The organism is Thiocapsa sp. UBA6158, from assembly GCF_002423035.1.
GTDB lineage: Bacteria > Pseudomonadota > Gammaproteobacteria > Chromatiales > Chromatiaceae > Thiocapsa.
In genome coordinates this window covers 1-18,843 of sequence record NZ_DIUM01000093.1, presented here as the reverse complement: position 1 = coordinate 18,843, position 18,843 = coordinate 1, and the positions used below count along the sequence as shown (strand labels likewise).

Genomic DNA, 18,843 nt, shown 5'->3' with positions numbered 1-18,843 from the left:
CCTAGATCCGGCAGTTGAACGGCCCCTGGAGTGCGTCCCGCGCGGTGTCCGGCAAGGCGCGACGAGGCGTCGTAGTGGCTCTACGACAACGAGTTGCAACGCAGTCGGGCGCCGCGCGGGGCGTACTCCAGGGGTCGTAGCGGCCATCACCCGGCGGGTGAGTTCTCGGACGACCGCGATCTTCAAGGCCGTCAACGCCTTGCATGAAGCACGAAGCGGTCAACTGCCGGATCTAGGTTCATGCTTCAGGTCGTCGCTGCCCTGCTGGTCGTGATGGCGATCAACCTGCACGGATAACGCGGGAGGGCCGCCGATCAGGGCGGCCCGATGAATCCGTCGGCATCTCCCGACGGCTGTGCCAAGAGGCTTTCGAAATGAGTGGTTGTTGCGACAACAATTGTTCCATCGATGCCCTGCGTGAACGGCAACGCGGAACGTTGCTCAGCGTGCTCGGCATCAATGCCGTCATGTTCTTCGTGATCGTCGCAGGCGCGCTTTACGGCAACTCCACGGCACTGTTGGCCGACAGTCTCGATAATCTCGGCGACGCGTTGACGTATGGTCTCAGTCTCTACGCCGTTTCCAGGGGCGCGGCCGTCAAAGCGAAGGTCGCGCTCTTCAAGGGCGCTCTGATCTTCCTGGCCGCGTGCGTCGTGGCGGGCCAGATTGTCTACAAACTTGTGGTGCCGAGCGTCCCCCTCTTCGAGGTCATGGGGTTGTTCGGTCTTCTCGGTCTCGCCGCAAACTCGCTCTGTCTCTTCCTGCTTTGGCGACATCGTCACGAGGACGTGAATATGAGCTCCGTGTGGGAGTGCTCGCGCAACGACATCGCATCGAATCTGTCGGTGTTTGTCGCGGCTGGAGTGGTCTGGCTCACCGGTTCGGGCTGGGCCGATATCCTGGTCGCAATCGGTCTCGTCTGGCTCCTGATGCGCTCTGCGATTCGAGTCCTCTCGTCAGCCATGGCCGAGCTGCGCGGCGCAGTCTAGGGCGGCTGTGATCATCACGCCGGCCACTGCCGTGACATTGCCTTGTAGTGTAATGAACAAGCGCAGCGCAGCCCACCAGGGTCGGCGCGGGGTTCGGTGGACTTCGCGCTCGCTCGTCCATTACCGGCCGGTTATCCTCTGAACGATGCGCCTAGGATGATCTACTCGGTGTCCGCGACAAAGCCGTGAAGGCCGGTTCCGTGCCCTGCTCGAAGGCGATGCGCTGTTGCTCGGGCGTCAGGATCTGAAAGCCGAGCCATGTCCAGAAACGGTCTTCGTCGCCTTGGTAGCCGGTGTAGCGCGAGACCTCCTTGCCCTTCTCGAACAGCACGATGGTCGGCGTGGCGAATAAGGTCTTCTCCAGCGTCCAGCCCTCGGGCGGGTTGGGGTTGAGTGTCGCCGCGATGGGGACCTCGGCCTGCCAGCCGTCCAGCACCTCGGCGCGGAAACGCTCGCAGAATGGGCAGTCCTGTGCCTCGAACATGATCAACTGACGATTGAAATCGAGTTGATCCGCGGCCAGCGGAGCTGGCATGGCCTTTGCATTTTCGCCGGGAAAGGCCACGCCGGTGCCGCCGAGTCCGCAATAGCCGTTCGGGTTTTTCTTCAGATAGTCCTGGTGATATTCCTCGCCGCGATTGTAGTGGCGCAGCGGCGCGATCTCCGTGGTGATGGTGCCGTAGCCGGCCTCGGTCAGTGCCTGCTGATAGCTTGCGCGGGTATTCTTTGCCACCGCGTCCTGGGCGTCGTTGACCGTATAGATGGCGCTGCGATAGTTGCTGCCCAGGTCGTTGCCCTGACGGTCGCCCTGCGTGGGGTCGTGATTCTCCCAGAATCGCTTCAGGACGGTCTCGAGGCTCACCCGGTCGGGGTCGAAGCTCACCTTGATGACCTCGGCATGGTTGCGCAGATCGCTCATGCCGCGCAGGCGTCTCTGCTCCGTCCCGAGCACATCCTCGTAGCCTACTGTCTCGGCATCGCCGCCGGCATAGCCCGCTTCGACATCGACGACGCCTGGGATCTCGGACATCCGCTTCTCGGCACCCCAGAAGCAACCCATGCCGAGCACGATCGACTCCGTGCCCGCCAGCGCGGTCAAAGGTAGGGTCATCAGGATGCCGGCCAACAGGATTCGTTTCACTGACTTCATTCTCTCATTCTCGATGGATTGTCGGGTTCGGTGATTGGACCGGAGATGCCTCGACCCTGTTGAAAGAGCGGGCATTCCCGCAGTCGATTCCCGAGCGACTGGATCACCCGACGCCCTTGCACCGGTCACGCCTCGGACCAGCCTCGACGGTGCGCCGGTCCGCGGGGCAGACCGGCCGTGGTCCGGTGCGTGGGCGGGTGACGGAAAGGAAATCCAATGGGCCTTGTGGCGCCGTACGGCGGCCAAGGCGACCGCATTCGGCAGGCTAGATAGGTACTAAGTCTCTGTCAAGGCGGTACTCAGGCCGCGTCGGCACCCTCGCTTGCGAGGCGCACCTGGACGTCGCGAGGTGTCGCGAAGTGCGGGGCCGACGTCACCAGGATCCTCGCCCCGGCGCGGCCGTGGTCCCTGACGGGACCCGAAGCTTGGCCTCGGCGCCGACATTCCTCCGGCTTAGTCACCCAGCAGGGCAACAGCCTTGATCTGCGCCCACATCGCCTTGCCGCGGGCCACACCGAGCTGATCCAGCGAGCGGCGCGTGATGCGGGCGATCAGCGGCGTGCCGCCGGCATCCAGGCGCACCAGACAATGGCCCGGCGTGTCGGCATCGGCGATCTCGGCGACGGTGGCGGGCAACAGGTTGGCGATGCTGGTGCCGGTGGCGCGCTCCAGGGCGAGACTGACGTCGCGGGCATGGATGCGTAGGCGTAGTGGGTGACCGATCGACTCATGGCGTTGGGCAACGACGACGTTGCCACCGGGGAAGTCCAGGCGCGACAGGTGATAGTTGTCGTCGTGGGACGCGACCACGGCATCGATGACGACGCCGGCATCTTCGGAAAAGGCGGTCGGCAGGTCCAGCCGTGCCAGGGTCTCTTTGAGCGGACCGCTCGCGAGCACGCGCCCGCCGTCCATCACCACCAGATGGTCGGCCAGGCGCGCGACCTCGTCCGGGGCGTGGCTGACGTAGAGCACCGGGATGGCCAGCTGGTCATGCAGTCGTTCCAGATAGGGCAGGATCTCCCGCTTGCGCGCGATGTCCAGGGCGGCAAGCGGCTCGTCCATCAGGAGTACGCGTGGGCTGACCGCCAGGGCGCGGGCGATGGCGACCCGCTGGCGCTCGCCGCCGGAGAGACGCTCCGGCTTGCGCGTCAAGAGATGCTCGATCCCCAGGAGCGCGATGGCCTGGTCGAGACTCACCCGATCCTCGGCCGCGACCGGCGCCGGTGCACGTTTTTGCCCGTAACGAAGATTCCCCATTACCGTCAGATGCGGGAAGAGGCTGGCCTCCTGGAAGACATAGCCCAGCGAGCGGCGGTGTGTCGGTACCCAGTTGCTCTCGTCCTGCCAGACCTCGCCGCGGAAGACGAGCCGGCCCTTGGGTGCCCGGACCAGACCGGCGATGCAGCGCAGCAGTGTGGTCTTGCCCGAGCCCGAGTGCCCGAAGAGACCGGTGACCCCCCGGCCGGGCAACTCCAGGTCCACGGCCAGGCTGAAGCCCGGCCAATCGATGTCGAAGCGTGCGTTGATCGATTCCATCGCGTTCTCAGGTGTTCTTCTGGCTCGGGCGCCACAGATAGAGCGCGAGCAGGACCAGGAAGGAGAAGATCAGCATGACCGCGGCCAGACGGTGGGCGTCGCCGTATTCCATCGCCTCGACATGGTCGTAGATCTGCACCGAGGCCACGCGCGTCTCGCCGGGGATGTTGCCGCCGATCATCAGCACCACGCCGAACTCGCCGACGGTATGCGCAAAGGTCAGGATGCCGGCAGTGATGAATCCCGGCGCCGCCAGCGGCAGGGCAACGGTGAAGAAGGTATCCAGCGGCGAGGCGCGCAGGGTGGCCGCCACCTCCAGTGGTCGGTCGCCGATGGCTTCGAAGGCGTTCTGCACCGGCTGCACCATGAAGGGCAGTGAATAGAAGACCGAGGCGACTACCAGGCCCCAGAAGGTGAAGGGCAGTAATCCCAGACCCAGCGCCTGCGTCAACTGGCCTAACGGTCCGTTCGGCCCCATCGTCACCAGCAGATAAAACCCCAGCACCGACGGCGGCAGCACCAGGGGCAGGGCGACCACGGCACCGATCGGCCCCTTCCAGCGCGAGCGGGTGCGGGCCAGCCACCATCCGATGGGCGTGCCGACAACGAAGAGGATCAAGGTGACGACACCCGCGAGCCGCAGGGTGAGCCAGATCGATTGCAGGTCGGTTTCGGAGAGGAACATGGCGCGATCCGTTCAGATCTCGTAGCCGAAGGACTGGATGACGGCTTGTGCCGTATCGCCCTTGAGGTACTCCATCAGCGCGGCGACCGCCGGCTTGTCCTTGCCTTTCTCCAGCACGACCGCGTCCTGACGGATCGGCTGATGCCGCTCTCCGGGCACGATCCAGGCCGATCCACCCCTGATCTTGCCGTTCGCCATGATCTGGGACAGGGCGACGAAGCCCAGATCTGCATTGCCGGTGCCGACAAACTGGAAGGTCTGGGCGATGTTCTCCCCGGTCACGAACTTCGGCCGCACCTGCTCGAGCAATCCGAGTCCGGTCAGCACCTCGATCGCCGCCGCACCGTACGGGGCCGTCTTGGGGTTCGCGATGGCCACCTTGTTGAACGCGTCCGACGCAAGCACCTTGCCCGCGTCGTCGACAAGGTCGGGCTTGGACGACCACAACACCAGTGTGCCGAGCGCATAGGTGAAGTTGGTCCCGGCGACCGCGGCGCCCTCGTCGATCAGCTTGGTCGGGGTCGACTCGTCGGCCGAGAGCAGGACCTCGAAGGGCGCCCCGTTGTTGATTTGGGCGTAGAACTTCCCGGTTGCCCCATAGGCGGCCTTGACGACATGGCCGGTTTCCTTTTTGAAGGCGGCGGCAATCTCCTTCATCGGGGCCGTGAAGTTGGCGGCAACCGCCACCTGGACGTCGTCCGCGCGCACGGCTGCATTGGCGGCAAGCAACGTCAGGGCCAGAACCGTCGGTTTGAAAGTGTTCATCGTATGAAAACCTCGTTGGATGCGATCGCGCGATATCAAAAAAACCCTACTCGTTATATCAACAGAGATATAACGATCAGCAAAACAAAACATCGTCGACATGATTGCTTCCAAATTCCTAAACCGCGTCCGGAATCGTCCGGTAGGGCTGAGAAGCCGCAGACGCCGCCATAAGGCAGCCTCAAGAATCGGGTGCGGGACTTGGTTGATTGCTTGTGGTACATGATCAGGCGCGAAGCCATCGGCGGATCCCCTTCGACGTTGAAACCGGCGAGGCGCCGGCGTGAGGTCGTGCAACGGAATATGATGCCGGGCAAACCTCGCGCCGAATTGCCGATGTGCGGGTGCTCGTCAAGCGCAGCCGGTGGCCTGCCGCGCTCTGAGCCTCCGACGCCGCTGTCGGTCAGGCTCTTGTCACGATTCCTTCATCAAGCCAGACGCTCGGGTGTTGCATACCCCTGAGCCGGGCTCGTCCCGCCACTGCCGGATTCGGTCTTGCGATCTCGTGTTCTCGGCTCTTCGTCGCTCGCGTTTATCGTCCGTGTCCTCGAGTCTCGGCCAGGCTCGGTTTTGGATGCTCGGTCGTGATCCTTCTCACGCTCGTGACCGGGTTCCGGCTGATCGGCCTCGACCATCTCCCCGTGTGGCACGATGAGGTCTTCATGCTGGTCCGCGTCTTCGGCCACCCGGCGGATCTCTGGGAGACGCTCTTCAGCGGCCGGTTGCTCACACCCGAGGAGATCCTGGTCTTTCAGCGACCGGACCCTTCGAAGGGCTGGGTCGAGACGTTGCGTGCGCTGGTCGAGCATCCGGAGCATGCGCCGCTTTACTCTCTGGTGGGACGATGGGCAGCCATGCTGCCGCTTGATTCGGTGACGGCCCTGCAGCGTGCTTTGGACCGAAACCGGCCACGCGACTGGTGGCTCTGCGGGCTCATGATGACGCTTGGCCTCTACAGCCATCTGTTGTTCGCCCTGATGGTTCCGGTCCATGCCGCCTACCTCGGGCTCGGGGCAATGCGGCCACTCGCATGTCGGCCAGGTAACCGCGGCCTTGCGGTGCGCGCATCGCTCCTGGCGGTGGGCGCGGCCGGGGTCCTCTTCCTGCCTGCCTTGGACGTTTGCGCTGGTCTCGGGATTCGGGGACGCGGTGAATCACACGCAGTGGATGGAGCGGGCCGTCGGCGCGCAGCGCAATCTGCTGGATTGGAGCGGTCACATCACGCGTGCCTTCTTGGATGTCAGTCCGCATACGGACCCGCCGGCCCTCTCGCTGTTTCTGCTCGGTCCGATCGCTGTCGGCTTGAGTCTCTAGCTGTTCCGCGCGCCTCGCTCGCGCATGTGGCTGCCGGTGCTGATCGCCTTGGTCTATCTCGGCGTGGTGCTCGGTCCCGATCTGCTGCTCGGCGGAAGCCGATCGCTGCATGTGCGCTATGGCTTGCCGGTCGTTCTGGCGCTGCAGCTGATGGTGGCCTGGGTCCTCGGCTCGGCGCTTGTCCGCAGCGACAGGATGCGCGTCCTTGCCGCTGCCGCGCTGGCGCTGATCATGGTCTTCGGGGCGCTCTCTCAGTGGCGTATCCTGCGGGCCGAGACCTGGTGGACGAAGCATTTCAGCGCTTCGAACGCCGAAGTCGCTCGGCGGGTCAATGCACTCGATCGCCCTTTGGTTGCCGTCAGCGCGAGCGGTGTCTCAGCCGGCGAGCTGGTGTCCTTGGCTTATCATCTCGACGACCGAGTTCGCATCCGGGGCTCTGGCGAGCCGGGCATACCCGTGACGCTGCCGGATGGGTTCGGCAGCTTGGTCGTACTGTCGCCGAGCGCGGAACTCGGCGCCGCGATCGGCCCGCAGCGCGTGGCGGAGCCGATTGCAGGGACCTGGCAGTGGTTTCTCGTACGTCGTTAGCCGGATGTCGGTGTGGACATGGCCAGTGATGTAAGATTGGCAACGATGACCCGTCGCGAACCCTGGCCGCGGCCGTTTGACGCTGATCGATTCAACCCATGCCGAGACTCGACAACACCAGTTTCTATTTGGACTCATTGACATCCCACGGCGAGACCGCCAAGGGCGTGCAGTGGCAGTCGACGCAGTCCCAAGAGCTGCGTTTCAAGGTCCTGCGCAAGCTTCTGCCCGAGGATCTGTCCGAGTTGACCGTAGTCGACGCGGGCTGCGGATTCGGCGATCTCCAGCGCTATCTCGCGCGATGCAGCAGCCTGCCCGGACGCTACATCGGATTGGACGTGATGGAGCCGATGGTGGAGGTCGCGCGTCGTCGCACCGGATGCGAGATCCGCCTCTGCAACGTGCTGGAGGATCGCCTCCCGAACGCCGACTATTATCTCTGCAGCGGCGCCATGAACAATCTCACCCGCGAGGAGACCTGGGCGTTTATCCGCCGTTGCTTCGTGGCGTCCCGGAATGGATTCATCTTCAATCTGTTGAAGGGAACCGACGGTCCGGGCAGCTACAACTATCAGCAGCCGCGCGATCTTCTTGCCTTGGCTCACGAGCTGGGTGCGGAGCCGCGTTTGGATGAAGGCTATCTCTCCGGTGATTTCACCATGGGCTTCCTGAAGTAGGCATCGGATGTTTCAGCTCATCGCGATCGCGGCCGGCGGCGCGCTCGGCTCGTTGGCCCGCTACGGGATGTCGAGCGCCGTTTACGCCTGGCTCGGCCGGGGCTTTCCCTGGGGAACCTTGGCGGTCAATCTGCTCGGCTCCTTCCTGATGGGTCTCTTGTTCGTTCTCTTGATCGAGCGCTTGAGCTGGGCGCCGGAGTGGCGCGGGGCGATCCTGATCGGCTTTCTCGGTGCCTTCACCACCTTCTCCACCTTCTCGATCGAGACGCTGAACCTGTTGGAAGAAGGGGCCATGCTGGCGGCCTTTCTCAACATGGTCGTCAGTGTCTGGCTCTGTGTTCTGCTCTGTTGGGCGGGGATCATCCTCGGGAGGTCGCTATGAGTCGGGTCGAGGCACTCATGGTTCGGGTCTATCTGTCCGAATCCGATCATGCGTTGAAGGCCATGCTCGCCTGTCTGCACGACGAGCTCGGCGTTCGCGGTGTCACCGTCATGCGCGGGATCGAAGGGTACGGGGTGTCCGGGAAACGGCACGGTGCATCCCTGATCGATCTCTCGCTCGATCTGCCCTTGGTGGTGGAGTTTTTCGATCGGCCCGAGAAGGCCGCGTCCGCCATCACGCGCATCGAGCGCTTCGTTCGGCCGGGTCATATCGTATCCTGGCCGATTACTGTCGAATTCGAGGAATCGGAATGTTAGATCCACGCCTGCTGCGGACCCAGTTGGATGAGGTTGCCGCGCACCTGTCACGTCGCGGTCTGGTCCTGGATACCGCGCGCATCGAGTCGTTGGAGACCGAGCGCAAGGCTTTACAGGTCGAGGTCCAGTCGTTGCAGAACGAGCGCAATACCCGCTCGAAGGCGATCGGGAAGGCCAAGGCGTCCGGCGCCGACATCGCGCCCCTGCTGGCCGAGGTCTCCGACCTGGGCGAGCGTCTAAAGGCCTCCGAGGTGCGGCTCGAAGAGATCCAGTCGGCGGTCGATGAGATCGCACTGGGGCTGCCCAACCTGCCGGATACGAGCGTGCCGGACGGGCGCGACGAGCGCGAGAATCGCGAGGAGCGTCGTTGGGGCGAGCCGCCGAGTTTCGGCTTCCAGCCGCGCGATCACGTCGACCTCGGTGCTTTCAACGGTTGGATGGACTTCGATCTCGCCGCCAAGCTCACGGGCTCGCGCTTCGTGGTGCTGTCCGGTCCGCTGGCGCGTCTGCATCGGGCGTTGATCCAGTTCATGCTCGATACCCACACCGGGGAGCACGGCTATACCGAGGTCTATGTCCCCTATCTGGTGAACGCGGAAAGCCTCTACGGGACCGGCCAGCTCCCTAAGTTCGAGCAGGACCTCTTCAAGGTGCCGGGCGAGCGCGATCTCTATCTGATCCCGACCGCCGAGGTGCCGGTCACCAATCTGGTGCGCAACCTTATCCTCGAGGCCGGCGAGCTGCCGCGCAAATGGGTCGCCCACACACCCTGCTTCCGCAGCGAGGCCGGCTCCTACGGCAAGGACACCCGCGGGATGATCCGCCAACATCAGTTCGAGAAGGTCGAGCTGGTCCAGGCCGTGCGACCCGAAGAATCGCTCCAAGCCCTGGAGGATCTCACCCGGCATGCCGAGTCCATCCTTCAGCGTCTCGGGCTCGCTTATCGCCTGGTCTCGCTCTGCTGCGGTGATCTGGGTTTCTCATCGCGCAAGACCTACGATCTGGAGGTCTGGCTGCCGGGTCAGGAGACCTATCGCGAGATCTCCTCCTGCAGCAACTTCGGCGACTTTCAGGCCCGACGACTCCAAGCCCGCTGGCGCAATCCCGAGACCGGCAAGCCCGAGCTGCTCCATACGCTCAACGGCTCCGGTCTGGCCGTCGGCCGCACGTTGGTTGCTATTCTGGAGAACTATCAGAAGGCGGACGGGCGCATTGTCATCCCGGAGGTGCTCAGGCCCTATATGGGCGGGCAGGATGTATTGGGCTAACTGCCGAGCGGATTTCAGTAAGTAAGCAACCCGAGCGCGCATGCCCGGACAAGGCCTAAAAGGGCTGTGGGGCTGTAGAGGCGACTTTAGTCGCCCCGATCAGGTCCTGGCGGATCCCTCTCCCGGAAATCGCCCGAGCGGTGCCTTGTCCGCATGTGTCGGCCGCGCCGTGCATATGTCGCCAGACGCTCGCTCATAAGACCTGCCGGTAGGGTCCGTGAGCGCGAGTGAAATCCACCGAGCCATGCGTCGCCGCTGGTGGAATGGGCCGGGCTTGTCCGCCCGCTACCGATGGTCGCTCGGCGGTAAGAAGGGCATGAGATGCCCTTCCGTATCGAGGGTCCAACGCGTCCCGTCGGTCGCAGGGATCCCGGTCTCCAGTCGCCAGCGCTCGGGCAGAGGGCGGGGCAGGGCAAGCATGCCTCCGCACGGGGTGTCCATCAGGGTGAACTCCAGTCGTCGGTTGATCGGGTCCTTGATCTCCACGCGCACGCGCCAGCAGCCGTTCCACTCGCGATAGAAATCAAATCCCAGCTCGACCGGTCCGACGAGTTCCGTCATAACGGTACGGATTAGAGTGCGGGCGACATTGACGCGCCGGCGCAGGTCGGTCAATGGGATCGGAAGCGGTTCCTGCAGCATGCTGTGTCTCGGTCTATGGATGACGACTCATCCTACAGGCGGGCGTCGGGACCGCAAAGGAGTGTCGATGCCGTTCAGGTTGCGGTCTTGTCCGGCCGATGCTCCGATCGGCAATGGCTGCGTTTGGATAGGGTTCAGGGGGAATTGCCGCGAGCCGGTCGATCGATGCCGATCGACCGGCTCTGTCTGTCGACTCTGTTCTTCGGGGCCTTGGCAACGGAAACAGCGGCATCGAGCCCCCGCGCGCGTCAAGCCGTAGGCTTTTGTTCGAACAGGCGATACACCACGCCGGCAATCGCCGCGCCGATCAGCGGACCAACCCAGAACAGCCAGAGCTGGCTCGTCGCCTGACCTTGCCCGCCGGTGAGCAGCGCCAACGCGGGTCCGGTGCTGCGCGCCGGGTTGACCGAGGTGTTGGTGATCGGGATCGAGATCAGATGGATCAGCGTGAGCGCCAGGCCGATGGCGAGACCCGCGTGGGTGCCGATGCCGCGCTTGTCGGTTGCGCCCAGGATGATGAAGAGGAACATGGCGGTCATGACGATCTCGGTCACCAGCCCTACGATCATGCCGTAGCCCTGCGGGGAGAGGCTGTCGTAGCCGTTCACGGCCAGGCTATTGGCCGCGAGGGTAAAGGTAGCCTGCCCTTCTTTATGCACGCCCATGTCCGAAGCGATGAACCAGATCAGGAAGGCGGCGGCGATGGCGCCGAGGACCTGGGCGATGACATAGACCGGAACATCGGCGAAGGGGAAGCGACCGCCCACGGCGAGTCCCAGCGAGACGGCGGGGTTCAAATGGCAGCCGGAGATATGACCGATGGCATAGGCCATCGTCAATACGGTCAACCCAAATGCGAAAGAGACGCCCAGATAGCCGATTCCGACATCGGGAACGCCTGCCGCAAAGACGGCGGCGCCGCAGCCGCCAAGTACCAGCCAGAAGGTCCCGATCAGCTCGGCGAGCGCGCGTGTCATGAGTGGCATCGAAATGTTCTCCGGTAAGATTAAACATGAAAAGGCGGCGTATCATAGTGCCTGTTCCAGCTTACACATGATCTGTTTCTTTGTCTTGATGTCCGCTCTGCCGGTGGTTCGATGCCCTGCGTTAAATACGTTCTTTTTTAATGGGATTTCCGCTGTCCGACATCGCTTTGATGCCGCGTCGGTGGTGGCCGAAATTAACCTTTTTTGACTAGGTATAAGCCGAATGAATCGGACCTTCGCGTGGATGTCGGCCCTCATACTGACGGTTGCGGTTTTGTCCGGTTGTGCGACCAAGCCCCGGCAGCTGATGCCGACGCCCCTGGTCTATCAGGCGCCGAACGGGCAGGCGCTCTTCGAGCAAATCGCAACCGCGCAACAGCGACCCGAAGTCGATCTGCTCTTCATCACCAATCGGGCAGCGGAGGACGATCCCGAAAGCCGCCTCCCTTATGGACAGACGCGCCGTAAAGGGATGGTGTTCGGCTCGGCCGAGGTGCGCATGGTGCCCGCGATCGATTGGGAGACCTTGAAGGCTCAGAGTCGGCTTGCCGAGCGAACCCGCGAGGTCGCCCTCGAGCTCGGGGCGGTCGAGGAGCTGGGCGCCTTCCCGCGTGAGCCCTACAAGGTCATGACGACGCGGCAAGGCACGCGCGGTCGGGACCCGGTGGAGATGCGGGAGTTTGCGGAGACCAAGGCGGTCTTTCAGGGCGAGATCCAGCGTCGCTTGGCGATCTCGCCGAAGAAGGAGGTCATGCTCTATGTCCATGGCTTCAACGAGACCTTTGCCACTTCGGCCTTCACGGCGGCGGAGCTGTGCCACTTCTTCGGTCGGGAGCAGGTCTGCAGTTTCTTCACCTGGCCGGCGTCTTCGACCGGGAACTTCCTGATCTCCTATACCACGACCACCGAATCGGCCGAGTATGCGGTCGACCATCTCAAAAAGACCCTGCGCATGATCGCGGCGACGCCCGGGGTCGAGCGTATTCAATTGCTCGCGCACAGCCGCGGGACGGCTGTGCTGCTCAATACCTTGAGGGAGTTGATGATCGAAGCGATTGCCTCGGGAGTGGATCCCGCCGAGGCCTATCGAATCGACAACCTTGTCCTTCTCTCGCCCGACATCGACGTGGACATCGCCGGGCAGAAGATCACAGGTTTCGTTTCGGATCCCGACCTGACCCACGCTTGGCCGGACGATTCATTGCCGCGCCTCCTGAATGGTCGGCTGAGCATCTATGCCTCGCCGGACGATCGTGCGCTGCTGGTGTCGCGGATCCTCTTTCGCAGTCGCAACCGTGTCGGCCAGCTGCGCCCGGAGGACATCTCTCCCGCGATGCAGACCTATTTCGGCAATCTCGGCCGGATCGATCTGATCACGTTCACGGGTGAGCGTACCGATCTCTTCGGTCACTCCTACTTTACGACCAACCCAAAGGTCAGCTCGGATCTCGTGCAGTTGATTCGGTTCGGGAAAAAGCCTGATGCTCCCGGTCGTGATCTTCTGCGCACGGGACCGGCGACTTGGGAGTTCCGGGCCGGCAAGGATTCACGGTGAAGGGTTGCTGCTTTCCGAAAAAACCAAGCGCAGTCGGTGACACTCTGCGGCCGTCAGCTCTTGCATCGGCCAACGCGCCCTGGGCTTGAAGGCGAGCGGTTCGAGATGGCCGGCGCGCAGGCGCTGCCAGCCGGCGTAGGCGATCATGGCGCCGTTGTCGGTGCAGAGGGAGGGTCTAGGGTAGAAGGTCTCGCCGCCCGCGGAGGTGATGGCGGCGTTCATGCGCTCGCGCAGTCGGCGGTTGGCGCTGACGCCGCCGGCGAGGATCAGGCGTCGATGGCCAGTCTCCTGCAAGGCGCGACGACATTTGATCACCAGGGTGTCGACCACCGCCTCCTCGAAGGCGCGGGCGATGTCGGCGCGGGTCTGGTCCGGATCGATCGCCTCGGGAACGGTCTCGCGAACGGTATTGAGTGCGAAGGTCTTCAGTCCGCTGAAGCTGAAGTCGAGGCCCGGTCGGTCGGTCATGGGGCGCGGGAAGCGGAAACGCTCGGGGTTGCCTCGCTCGGCGAGCTTGGCGAGCTCCGGGCCGCCGGGATAGGGGAGATCGAGGATCTTCGCGGTCTTGTCGAAGGCCTCGCCTGCAGCGTCGTCGAGCGACTCGCCCAAGATGCGGTAGCGGCCCACACCGGTGACGTCGACCAGTTGAGTGTGTCCGCCCGAGACCAGGAGTGCTACGAAGGGGAAGGCAGGCGCCGGGTCTTCGAGTAGGGGGGCGAGCAGATGCCCCTCCATGTGATGCACGCCGACCGCAGGCACACCCCAGGCCCAGGCGAGGCTGCGTCCCAAGGCGGCGCCGACCAGGAGTGCACCGACCAGACCGGGACCGGCGGTGTAGGCCACGCCGTCGATCGAGGCGCACTCGAGCCCGGATTCTTCAAGCACCTGCCGAATCAGCGGCAGTGTTTTGCGCACGTGATCGCGCGAGGCCAGCTCCGGGACGACACCGCCGTACTCGGCATGGATCTCGATTTGACTATAGACGGCTTGCGCGACCAGACCGCGCTCGCCGTCGTAGACGGCCACACCGGTCTCGTCGCAGGACGTCTCAATCCCGAGGACACGTCTCACGATTCTGTTGGGCAAGCTGCTCACCGTTGTATGGGCACGGGTGTGCCGGGCCGGAGCGAGGCAAAACTCCCCCGCGGTGGAGGCGATGGTTCGGCCTTCATCCTAGACCTGGCGACCCCGCTGCAGACCGGTAAGTATGGACAAGCATAGCGCGGTCCACCGGCGCCGCTGCAGGATTCGGTGGACTTCGCTTCCGCTCGTCCGCCCTACCGCCCGGTCTTGTGAGCAAGGCGCTGTGGTTTGTCGTCGGCACGATCGCATTCATTCCGATCAACGTGCTGCATCGACCGCGTACGGGGCCGGATTCAGGATCGGGGTGCGCCCCAGGACCAGATCGGTCGCGAGCCTTGCAGAAGCAGGGCCGGTGACTAGGCCGTTGCGGAAATGGCCTGCATTGATAAAGAGTCCATCCACACCCGGATAGGCACCGATAAAGGGGATGCCGCTCGGCGAGCTGGGTCGAAGGCCCGCCCAGTGGTCTTCGATGGGCGTGCGTTTGAGGACGGGGAACATCTCGAAGGCGGCACGGTAGAGGGCCTCTTTAGCCTCGGCGGTCGTCGTCTTGACGAATCCGGTGTGCTCGAGGGTGCTTCCGAACAACATGCGTCCGTCGCGCCGCGGAATGAGATAGCGCTCGCGGTGCAGGGTAATGTGGTTGATCTGACCGGGCTTGCCGTAGAACAGGATCATCTGACCGCGCACCGGCGCAATGTCGGGCGTTTCACCGAGCTGCTCGAGCAGCTTGGCGGTCCAAGCGCCGGTGCAGATGACGACCCGGCGCGCCTGGATGGTCCCGTCCGGGGTCCGCACCCCGGTTACCTGACCGCCGTCGACCAGAAGCTCCAGGACCTCCTCGTTTTCGCGCAGCTGGATGCGCTCTTCGATCGAGCGGCGAACCGCCTTGGTCAGGCGCGGCGTGCGCACCTGTGCGATGCGGGGCAGCAGGAGTCCGCGCGTGAGACCGGATCCGAGCTGGGGCTCGATCTCGTGCAGGTACGCGCCTTCGACCGCCTCGATGGTGTGGCCATGGCGCTCGGCCCAAGAGACAGCAACCGAATGCTCTTCCATATCCAGCACCAGCATGCCGCTCAGGGTCAGCTCGGGATCCATTCCGGCCTCCTGGATCAGCGCCTCGACCAGCTCCGGATAGGCGTGCTGGCTCCAGGTCGCGAGTGCCGTCACCGCGTCCGCATAACGCCAGGGGTAGATCGGCGAGATGATGCCGCCCCCGGCCCATGACGACTCGCGGCCGGTCTCGCCCATCTCGATCAAGGTGACCTCGGCACCGGACTCGACCAGCTCGCGGGCGGTCAGAAGACCGATGATGCCGCCGCCGACGACGAGGACATCACTCATGTTGCCGCCCTCTCGCCGAGCTCGCGCGGCAAGGGGAAGACGACCTGCTCGCGGATGCCGTCCTGCTCCTCGATCCCGGCGGCGCCCCATGCCTCGAGCTGTGCGATGACCTGCTCGACCAGCACCTCGGGGGCGGAGGCCCCGGCGGTGAGTCCGACCCGTGGCGAGGCGCTCAGCCACTCTCGGCGGATGTCCTCCGGGCCGTCGATCAGATAGGCGGTGCAGCCCTGCGTCTCGGCCAGCTCGCGCAGCCGGTTGGAGTTGGAGCTGTTGGCCGAGCCGACCACCAGCAGCAGATCGCAGCGCGCGGCGAGATCACGCACGGCGTCCTGTCGGTTCTGGGTCGCGTAGCAGATGTCGCTCTTCTTCGGCCCTTGGATCTCGGGGAAGCGCTCACGCAGTGCGTCGATGATCCCGCTTGTATCGTCCACCGAGAGTGTGGTCTGGGTGACATAGGCGATCCGCGATGGATCCTTGATCTCGAGCCCGGCGACGTCCGCGACCGACTCCACGAGATGCATCGACCCGCCGTCGCTCAAACACTGACCCATGGTGCCCTCGACCTCGGGGTGGCCGGCGTGCCCGATCAGGACCACTTCGACCCCGTTCTTGCAGTGCCGTGCGACCTCGAGATGGACCTTGGTCACCAGGGGGCAGGTCGCGTCGAAGACGCGCAGCTGTCGCCTTTGCGCCGCGCGGCGCACCTCTTGAGCGACGCCGTGGGCGCTGAAGATCAGCGTGGCTCCGTCCGGGACATCGTCGACCTCCTCGACGAAAACGGCACCGCGCCGTCTCAGGCCGTCGACCACGAAGCGGTTGTGCACCACCTCATGCCGGACATAGACGGGCGCGCCGTAGAGCTCGAGCACGCGCTCGACGATCTCGATCGCGCGGTTGACACCGGCGCAGAACCCACGGGGATTGGCGAGGAGGATGTTCATAGTGATTAAAGAATAGGGGATCGGTCGGGAAAATTCACGCCTCGGGGCCATGCTTGAACCGAGGCTCGGGTTCAGGCCCTGCCACGGACAAGATACGGACGCGGATCGTCAAGGAGCGTCCGGCGAACGGGTGGTTGAAGTCGACCTGCACGCGATCGGCCTCCAGCTCCAGGACGACCCCGCTGGTCTCATGCCCGCCGGGTGTCTCGAAGGCGACGACCAGGCCGCGTATGGGCACGATGTCGGGCGGGAAATCGCCGCGCTCCATCCAGTGGATATTGGACCCGTCATAGGGCGAGAAGAGTTCCGAGCCATGCGCGACGACATAGGTCTCGCTGCCCGGGGCGAGACCGAGGAGCGTGGATTCGAGCTCGGCGGTCAGGGTGCCGTCGCCGATGGTGCAGGCGATCGGCTCGGCGTCGAAGGTCGAGAGTGCGACGAAGCCGTCCTGGAAGCGGACCTCCAGATGCAGCTCGACGGCGCTGCCGGGGGCGAGGAGTGTGCCCGTCTCGGTCTCGTTCGCGGTCTTCTCGGCAGCTGGGGTCTCGGGCGGGCCGGGGGCGACGGTCACGGCGTGGCTCATGCCTGCTCGGCGGCGATTGCGTGCAGGACCGGCAGGTTCAGACCATTCGCCTCGCCGTTGCGGATGGCTCGGGCGAGGCGTGCCGGTGCACTGCGACCCATGCAGGCGTGCTCGGGATCGCCGGCGAAGGCGAGGCCGAGCGCGGCGAAGAGCGCATCGCGATCGAATCGATCCCCGGTCATGGCCTCCTGAAGATCGATCACCTCATGACCGACCTGCTCGGCAAAGGCGCGATGCCGCGACCACAGGGTCTCGACCGTTCCGCCCGTGCGCAGCCCGGCGATATTGGTCGTCAGGATGAAGAGGTTCTTGAGCACCAGCTCGAAAACCAGTTCCTCGGCGCTGCTCAGACGGTGTGTGGGGATCGCCAGGCTCGCCAGCGCATCGGCGAGCAGATCCGCCTGTGGTCCGTAGACCGGGGAGGGAATGATGACCTTGTGGTCGCGCCCCGGCTTCTTCTCGAACCAGACCGAGATCACTGTCGGGTCGAGGCAGTCGGCCCAGTCGCTCGGCAGCAGCTCGTTCTGGAGCAGGCCGAGGCGCCCACGCCATTGAGGCGGAACGGCAGCGAGGGTCGCAGCCAGGTCGGTCTCTCCGACTGCGATCAACACGAGCTGCGGCTCGGGCAGCTGAATGGCCGCCGCGACCAAAGACGCCCCGCGCAGCACGGGGAAGACGGGATGGCCGAGCTTGAGAAGGCCGCGCGCGAAAACGCCGCCCATCTCGCCGACACCGACAAGCACGACAGGATGTTTCATCGTTCCGGAATGCCTCCAGCCACCAGCGTCCAGCCGCCGGCCGCGATCGGCCCTCGGCGATGCTCTGTTCTGCCCGCTCTCGTCATCGCAGCAACTCCTGCGTCACGAAGAGATAGCCGAGTGCGGTTACCACCACAAAGATGGTGGCATAAATGAGCAGGATGCAAACACCCGGGAGATCATTGCAGACCTTGCTGTATCGACAGAGCTTACATCCTCTCATTCGGCTCCTGTTGCCTTGTCTCGGCGGGTCGGCCTCGCGGGTGCGGGGCGGGGTTTGCCAATGATCGACGTTCTCAATCCCGAGTATCCTCACCCAGATCGGAGGCATGATCAAGGCGTGTCGAGGGGATGTGCCGAACGCCTCTCCCGCTCGAGTCGGCGGATCGATGTCCGGAACTGCCCCCGAGGTCGTTGATCGAGCAGCCTCGTTCGGATAGCATCCGACCTCTTAGGGTGACCGCAATGGGTCGCCTCATGCGCTGCATTCGACGACGACCGTCTTCACGGCCAACGAGAGCTTTCCCGGTGTAGACCCACATCCCTTCAGCGAGTCGACGTCTCCGACGACTCGTGCGCTCGCCGCTCGCGTCAACCCGAGCCGTGCTGCCGGTGGATTCCATGCCCCGATCCTGCGTGCGGCTCGCGCCTGGCGAGCAGCCGTTCAGTCGCGTGCTTTTCATCCTCGTCGGCCACCCCGGCAGGCATCAGAAACGGAATTGAACCCATGAAATCCTTACGCCAGGACTGGCTCTCCAATGTTCGGAATGATCTCCTTGCCGGTCTTGTGGTCGCATTGGCCCTGATCCCGGAAGCCATCGCCTTTTCGATCATCGCGGGGGTCGACCCCAAGGTGGGGCTCTACGCCTCCTTTGCGATCGCCACCGTGACCGCCTTCGTCGGCGGCCGTCCGGGCATGATCTCGGCGGCCACCGGGGCGATGGCGTTGCTGATGGTGGTCTTGGTGAAGGAGCACGGCCTGCAGTATCTGCTGGCCGCGACCATCTTGACCGGCATTCTGCAGATCCTCGCCGGCGCACTGCGTCTCGGCAATCTGATGCGCTTCGTATCGCGCTCGGTCATCACCGGCTTCGTNNTGGCCCAGCTGCCCGAGCTGATCGGGATGAGCTGGGAGGTATATGCGATGGTGGCCGCGGGTCTCGCCATCATCTATCTTTTCCCCTATCTCACCAAGCTCATTCCGTCCCCGCTGGTGACCATCGTGGTCTTGACGGGCGTGTCGATCGCACTGGATCTGGACATCCGCACCGTCGGCG

22 protein-coding genes are annotated in these 18,843 nt (G+C 64.2%); 10 read left to right on the top strand and 12 right to left on the bottom strand.

The genetic code is table 11. The features are described 5' to 3' along the window. Positions 1-374 precede the first annotated feature (374 nt). A complete protein-coding gene (locus B4N44_RS12865; protein WP_296701435.1) occupies positions 375-989 on the top strand; it encodes a cation transporter in 615 nt (204 codons plus the stop codon). 151 nt (positions 990-1,140) lie between these two features. Here B4N44_RS12865 and msrA read toward each other — a convergent pair whose 3' ends face one another. The 4 genes from msrA to modA form a co-directional block, all read right to left on the bottom strand. After that, positions 1,141-2,139: a peptide-methionine (S)-S-oxide reductase MsrA gene (msrA, locus tag B4N44_RS12860; protein WP_296701433.1), complete on the bottom strand. Its 999-nt coding sequence runs from the start codon at positions 2,137-2,139 to the stop codon at positions 1,141-1,143. 453 nt (positions 2,140-2,592) lie between these two features. Beyond that, entirely contained in the window at positions 2,593-3,678 is a 1,086-nt protein-coding gene (gene modC / locus B4N44_RS12855; protein ID WP_296701430.1) for a molybdenum ABC transporter ATP-binding protein, read from the bottom strand. 7 nt (positions 3,679-3,685) lie between these two features. Then, complete coding sequence (gene modB / locus B4N44_RS12850) at positions 3,686-4,363, bottom strand: molybdate ABC transporter permease subunit (protein ID WP_296701428.1); 678 nt, start codon at positions 4,361-4,363, stop codon at positions 3,686-3,688. A gap of 12 nt (positions 4,364-4,375) precedes the next feature. Continuing rightward, positions 4,376-5,128 (bottom strand): molybdate ABC transporter substrate-binding protein, encoded by a 753-nt coding sequence (gene modA / locus B4N44_RS12845; RefSeq protein WP_296701426.1) that lies wholly within the window; start codon positions 5,126-5,128, stop codon positions 4,376-4,378. 1,149 nt (positions 5,129-6,277) lie between these two features. On the opposite strand from modA, the gene B4N44_RS12840 reads away from it, so the two are divergent. The 6 genes from B4N44_RS12840 (at position 6,278) to serS (ending at position 9,674) form a co-directional block, all read left to right on the top strand. Further along, on the top strand, positions 6,278-6,442 hold the full coding sequence (locus B4N44_RS12840) for a hypothetical protein (protein WP_296701424.1): 165 nt from the start codon (positions 6,278-6,280) through the stop codon (positions 6,440-6,442). Between the two features lie 24 nt (positions 6,443-6,466). Beyond that, positions 6,467-7,030: a hypothetical protein gene (locus B4N44_RS12835; RefSeq protein ID WP_296701422.1), complete on the top strand. Its 564-nt coding sequence runs from the start codon at positions 6,467-6,469 to the stop codon at positions 7,028-7,030. A 98-nt stretch (positions 7,031-7,128) separates the two neighbouring features. Next, the gene (locus tag B4N44_RS12830; protein ID WP_296701420.1) at positions 7,129-7,707 is read left to right on the top strand and encodes a class I SAM-dependent methyltransferase; all 579 of its coding nucleotides are present in this window, start codon (positions 7,129-7,131) and stop codon (positions 7,705-7,707) included. A gap of 7 nt (positions 7,708-7,714) precedes the next feature. Next, positions 7,715-8,089: a fluoride efflux transporter CrcB gene (gene crcB, locus B4N44_RS12825; RefSeq protein ID WP_296701418.1), complete on the top strand. Its 375-nt coding sequence runs from the start codon at positions 7,715-7,717 to the stop codon at positions 8,087-8,089. Beyond that, on the top strand, positions 8,086-8,406 hold the full coding sequence (locus B4N44_RS12820) for a DUF190 domain-containing protein (protein ID WP_296701416.1): 321 nt from the start codon (positions 8,086-8,088) through the stop codon (positions 8,404-8,406). Before crcB ends, B4N44_RS12820 begins: the two co-directional genes overlap by 4 nt. Continuing rightward, positions 8,400-9,674, top strand: coding sequence for a serine--tRNA ligase (gene serS / locus B4N44_RS12815; RefSeq protein ID WP_296701414.1), 1,275 nt, complete (start codon positions 8,400-8,402; stop codon positions 9,672-9,674). The genes B4N44_RS12820 and serS overlap by 7 nt, the downstream gene beginning before the upstream one ends. Before the next feature lie 285 nt (positions 9,675-9,959). On the opposite strand, the gene B4N44_RS12810 is transcribed toward serS, so the two are convergent. Then, positions 9,960-10,316, bottom strand: coding sequence for a hypothetical protein (locus B4N44_RS12810; RefSeq protein ID WP_296701412.1), 357 nt, complete (start codon positions 10,314-10,316; stop codon positions 9,960-9,962). Positions 10,317-10,564: 248 nt separating this feature from the next. Then, positions 10,565-11,302, bottom strand: a complete 738-nt coding sequence (gene aqpZ, locus B4N44_RS12805; protein ID WP_296701410.1) for an aquaporin Z — start codon at positions 11,300-11,302, stop codon at positions 10,565-10,567. Between aqpZ and B4N44_RS12800 the strand changes: the two genes are divergently transcribed. After that, entirely contained in the window at positions 11,292-11,510 is a 219-nt protein-coding gene (locus tag B4N44_RS12800; RefSeq protein WP_296701408.1) for a hypothetical protein, read from the top strand. The genes aqpZ and B4N44_RS12800 overlap by 11 nt on opposite strands. 36 nt (positions 11,511-11,546) lie before the next feature. After that, positions 11,547-12,857 carry an alpha/beta hydrolase gene (locus B4N44_RS12795; RefSeq protein WP_296701406.1) on the top strand — a complete coding sequence of 437 codons (1,311 nt, stop codon included), beginning with the start codon at positions 11,547-11,549 and terminating at the stop codon, positions 12,855-12,857. Here B4N44_RS12795 and tsaD read toward each other — a convergent pair. The 6 genes from tsaD to B4N44_RS12765 form a co-directional block, all read right to left on the bottom strand. Continuing rightward, on the bottom strand, positions 12,849-13,943 hold the full coding sequence (tsaD, locus tag B4N44_RS12790) for a tRNA (adenosine(37)-N6)-threonylcarbamoyltransferase complex transferase subunit TsaD (protein WP_296701405.1): 1,095 nt from the start codon (positions 13,941-13,943) through the stop codon (positions 12,849-12,851). The genes B4N44_RS12795 and tsaD overlap by 9 nt on opposite strands. Positions 13,944-14,198: 255 nt before the next feature. Beyond that, on the bottom strand, positions 14,199-15,284 hold the full coding sequence (gene thiO / locus B4N44_RS12785; RefSeq protein WP_296701403.1) for a glycine oxidase ThiO: 1,086 nt from the start codon (positions 15,282-15,284) through the stop codon (positions 14,199-14,201). Then, positions 15,281-16,225 (bottom strand): 4-hydroxy-3-methylbut-2-enyl diphosphate reductase, encoded by a 945-nt coding sequence (ispH, locus tag B4N44_RS12780; RefSeq protein ID WP_296701400.1) that lies wholly within the window; start codon positions 16,223-16,225, stop codon positions 15,281-15,283. Before ispH ends, thiO begins: the two co-directional genes overlap by 4 nt. 34 nt (positions 16,226-16,259) lie before the next feature. Continuing rightward, positions 16,260-16,808 carry an FKBP-type peptidyl-prolyl cis-trans isomerase gene (locus B4N44_RS12775; RefSeq protein WP_296701398.1) on the bottom strand — a complete coding sequence of 183 codons (549 nt, stop codon included), beginning with the start codon at positions 16,806-16,808 and terminating at the stop codon, positions 16,260-16,262. Further along, positions 16,805-17,566 carry a hypothetical protein gene (locus tag B4N44_RS12770; RefSeq protein WP_296701396.1) on the bottom strand — a complete coding sequence of 254 codons (762 nt, stop codon included), beginning with the start codon at positions 17,564-17,566 and terminating at the stop codon, positions 16,805-16,807. The genes B4N44_RS12775 and B4N44_RS12770 overlap by 4 nt, the downstream gene beginning before the upstream one ends. An 82-nt stretch (positions 17,567-17,648) precedes the next feature. Further along, entirely contained in the window at positions 17,649-17,789 is a 141-nt protein-coding gene (locus B4N44_RS12765; RefSeq protein WP_296701394.1) for a hypothetical protein, read from the bottom strand. Positions 17,790-18,293: 504 nt separating this feature from the next. Here B4N44_RS12765 and B4N44_RS12760 point away from each other — a divergent pair. Continuing rightward, positions 18,294-18,843, top strand: a 550-nt coding sequence (locus tag B4N44_RS12760; RefSeq protein ID WP_296701392.1) for a SulP family inorganic anion transporter, incomplete at its 3' end; no start/stop codon positions are given.

Excerpts from the sequence above, each read along its gene's own strand:
- modA (WP_296701426.1), bottom strand. The coding sequence starts at position 5,128 with ATGAACACTTTCAAACCGACGGTTCTGGCCCTGACGTTGCTTGCCGCC.
- B4N44_RS12800 (WP_296701408.1), top strand. The coding sequence starts at position 11,292 with ATGAGTGGCATCGAAATGTTCTCCGGTAAGATTAAACATGAAAAGGCG.
- B4N44_RS12810 (WP_296701412.1), bottom strand. The coding sequence starts at position 10,316 with ATGCTGCAGGAACCGCTTCCGATCCCATTGACCGACCTGCGCCGGCGC.
- B4N44_RS12765 (WP_296701394.1), bottom strand. The coding sequence starts at position 17,789 with ATGAGAGGATGTAAGCTCTGTCGATACAGCAAGGTCTGCAATGATCTC.
- msrA (WP_296701433.1), bottom strand. The coding sequence starts at position 2,139 with ATGAAGTCAGTGAAACGAATCCTGTTGGCCGGCATCCTGATGACCCTA.
- B4N44_RS12865 (WP_296701435.1), top strand. The coding sequence starts at position 375 with ATGAGTGGTTGTTGCGACAACAATTGTTCCATCGATGCCCTGCGTGAA.
- B4N44_RS12770 (WP_296701396.1), bottom strand. The coding sequence starts at position 17,566 with ATGAAACATCCTGTCGTGCTTGTCGGTGTCGGCGAGATGGGCGGCGTT.
- thiO (WP_296701403.1), bottom strand. The coding sequence starts at position 15,284 with ATGAGTGATGTCCTCGTCGTCGGCGGCGGCATCATCGGTCTTCTGACC.
- aqpZ (WP_296701410.1), bottom strand. The coding sequence starts at position 11,302 with ATGCCACTCATGACACGCGCGCTCGCCGAGCTGATCGGGACCTTCTGG.
- B4N44_RS12820 (WP_296701416.1), top strand. The coding sequence starts at position 8,086 with ATGAGTCGGGTCGAGGCACTCATGGTTCGGGTCTATCTGTCCGAATCC.
- B4N44_RS12775 (WP_296701398.1), bottom strand. The coding sequence starts at position 16,808 with ATGAGCCACGCCGTGACCGTCGCCCCCGGCCCGCCCGAGACCCCAGCT.
- modC (WP_296701430.1), bottom strand. The coding sequence starts at position 3,678 with ATGGAATCGATCAACGCACGCTTCGACATCGATTGGCCGGGCTTCAGC.
- B4N44_RS12795 (WP_296701406.1), top strand. The coding sequence starts at position 11,547 with ATGTCGGCCCTCATACTGACGGTTGCGGTTTTGTCCGGTTGTGCGACC.
- modB (WP_296701428.1), bottom strand. The coding sequence starts at position 4,363 with ATGTTCCTCTCCGAAACCGACCTGCAATCGATCTGGCTCACCCTGCGG.
- B4N44_RS12835 (WP_296701422.1), top strand. The coding sequence starts at position 6,467 with ATGTGGCTGCCGGTGCTGATCGCCTTGGTCTATCTCGGCGTGGTGCTC.
- B4N44_RS12830 (WP_296701420.1), top strand. The coding sequence starts at position 7,129 with ATGCCGAGACTCGACAACACCAGTTTCTATTTGGACTCATTGACATCC.
- ispH (WP_296701400.1), bottom strand. The coding sequence starts at position 16,225 with ATGAACATCCTCCTCGCCAATCCCCGTGGGTTCTGCGCCGGTGTCAAC.
- crcB (WP_296701418.1), top strand. The coding sequence starts at position 7,715 with ATGTTTCAGCTCATCGCGATCGCGGCCGGCGGCGCGCTCGGCTCGTTG.
- serS (WP_296701414.1), top strand. The coding sequence starts at position 8,400 with ATGTTAGATCCACGCCTGCTGCGGACCCAGTTGGATGAGGTTGCCGCG.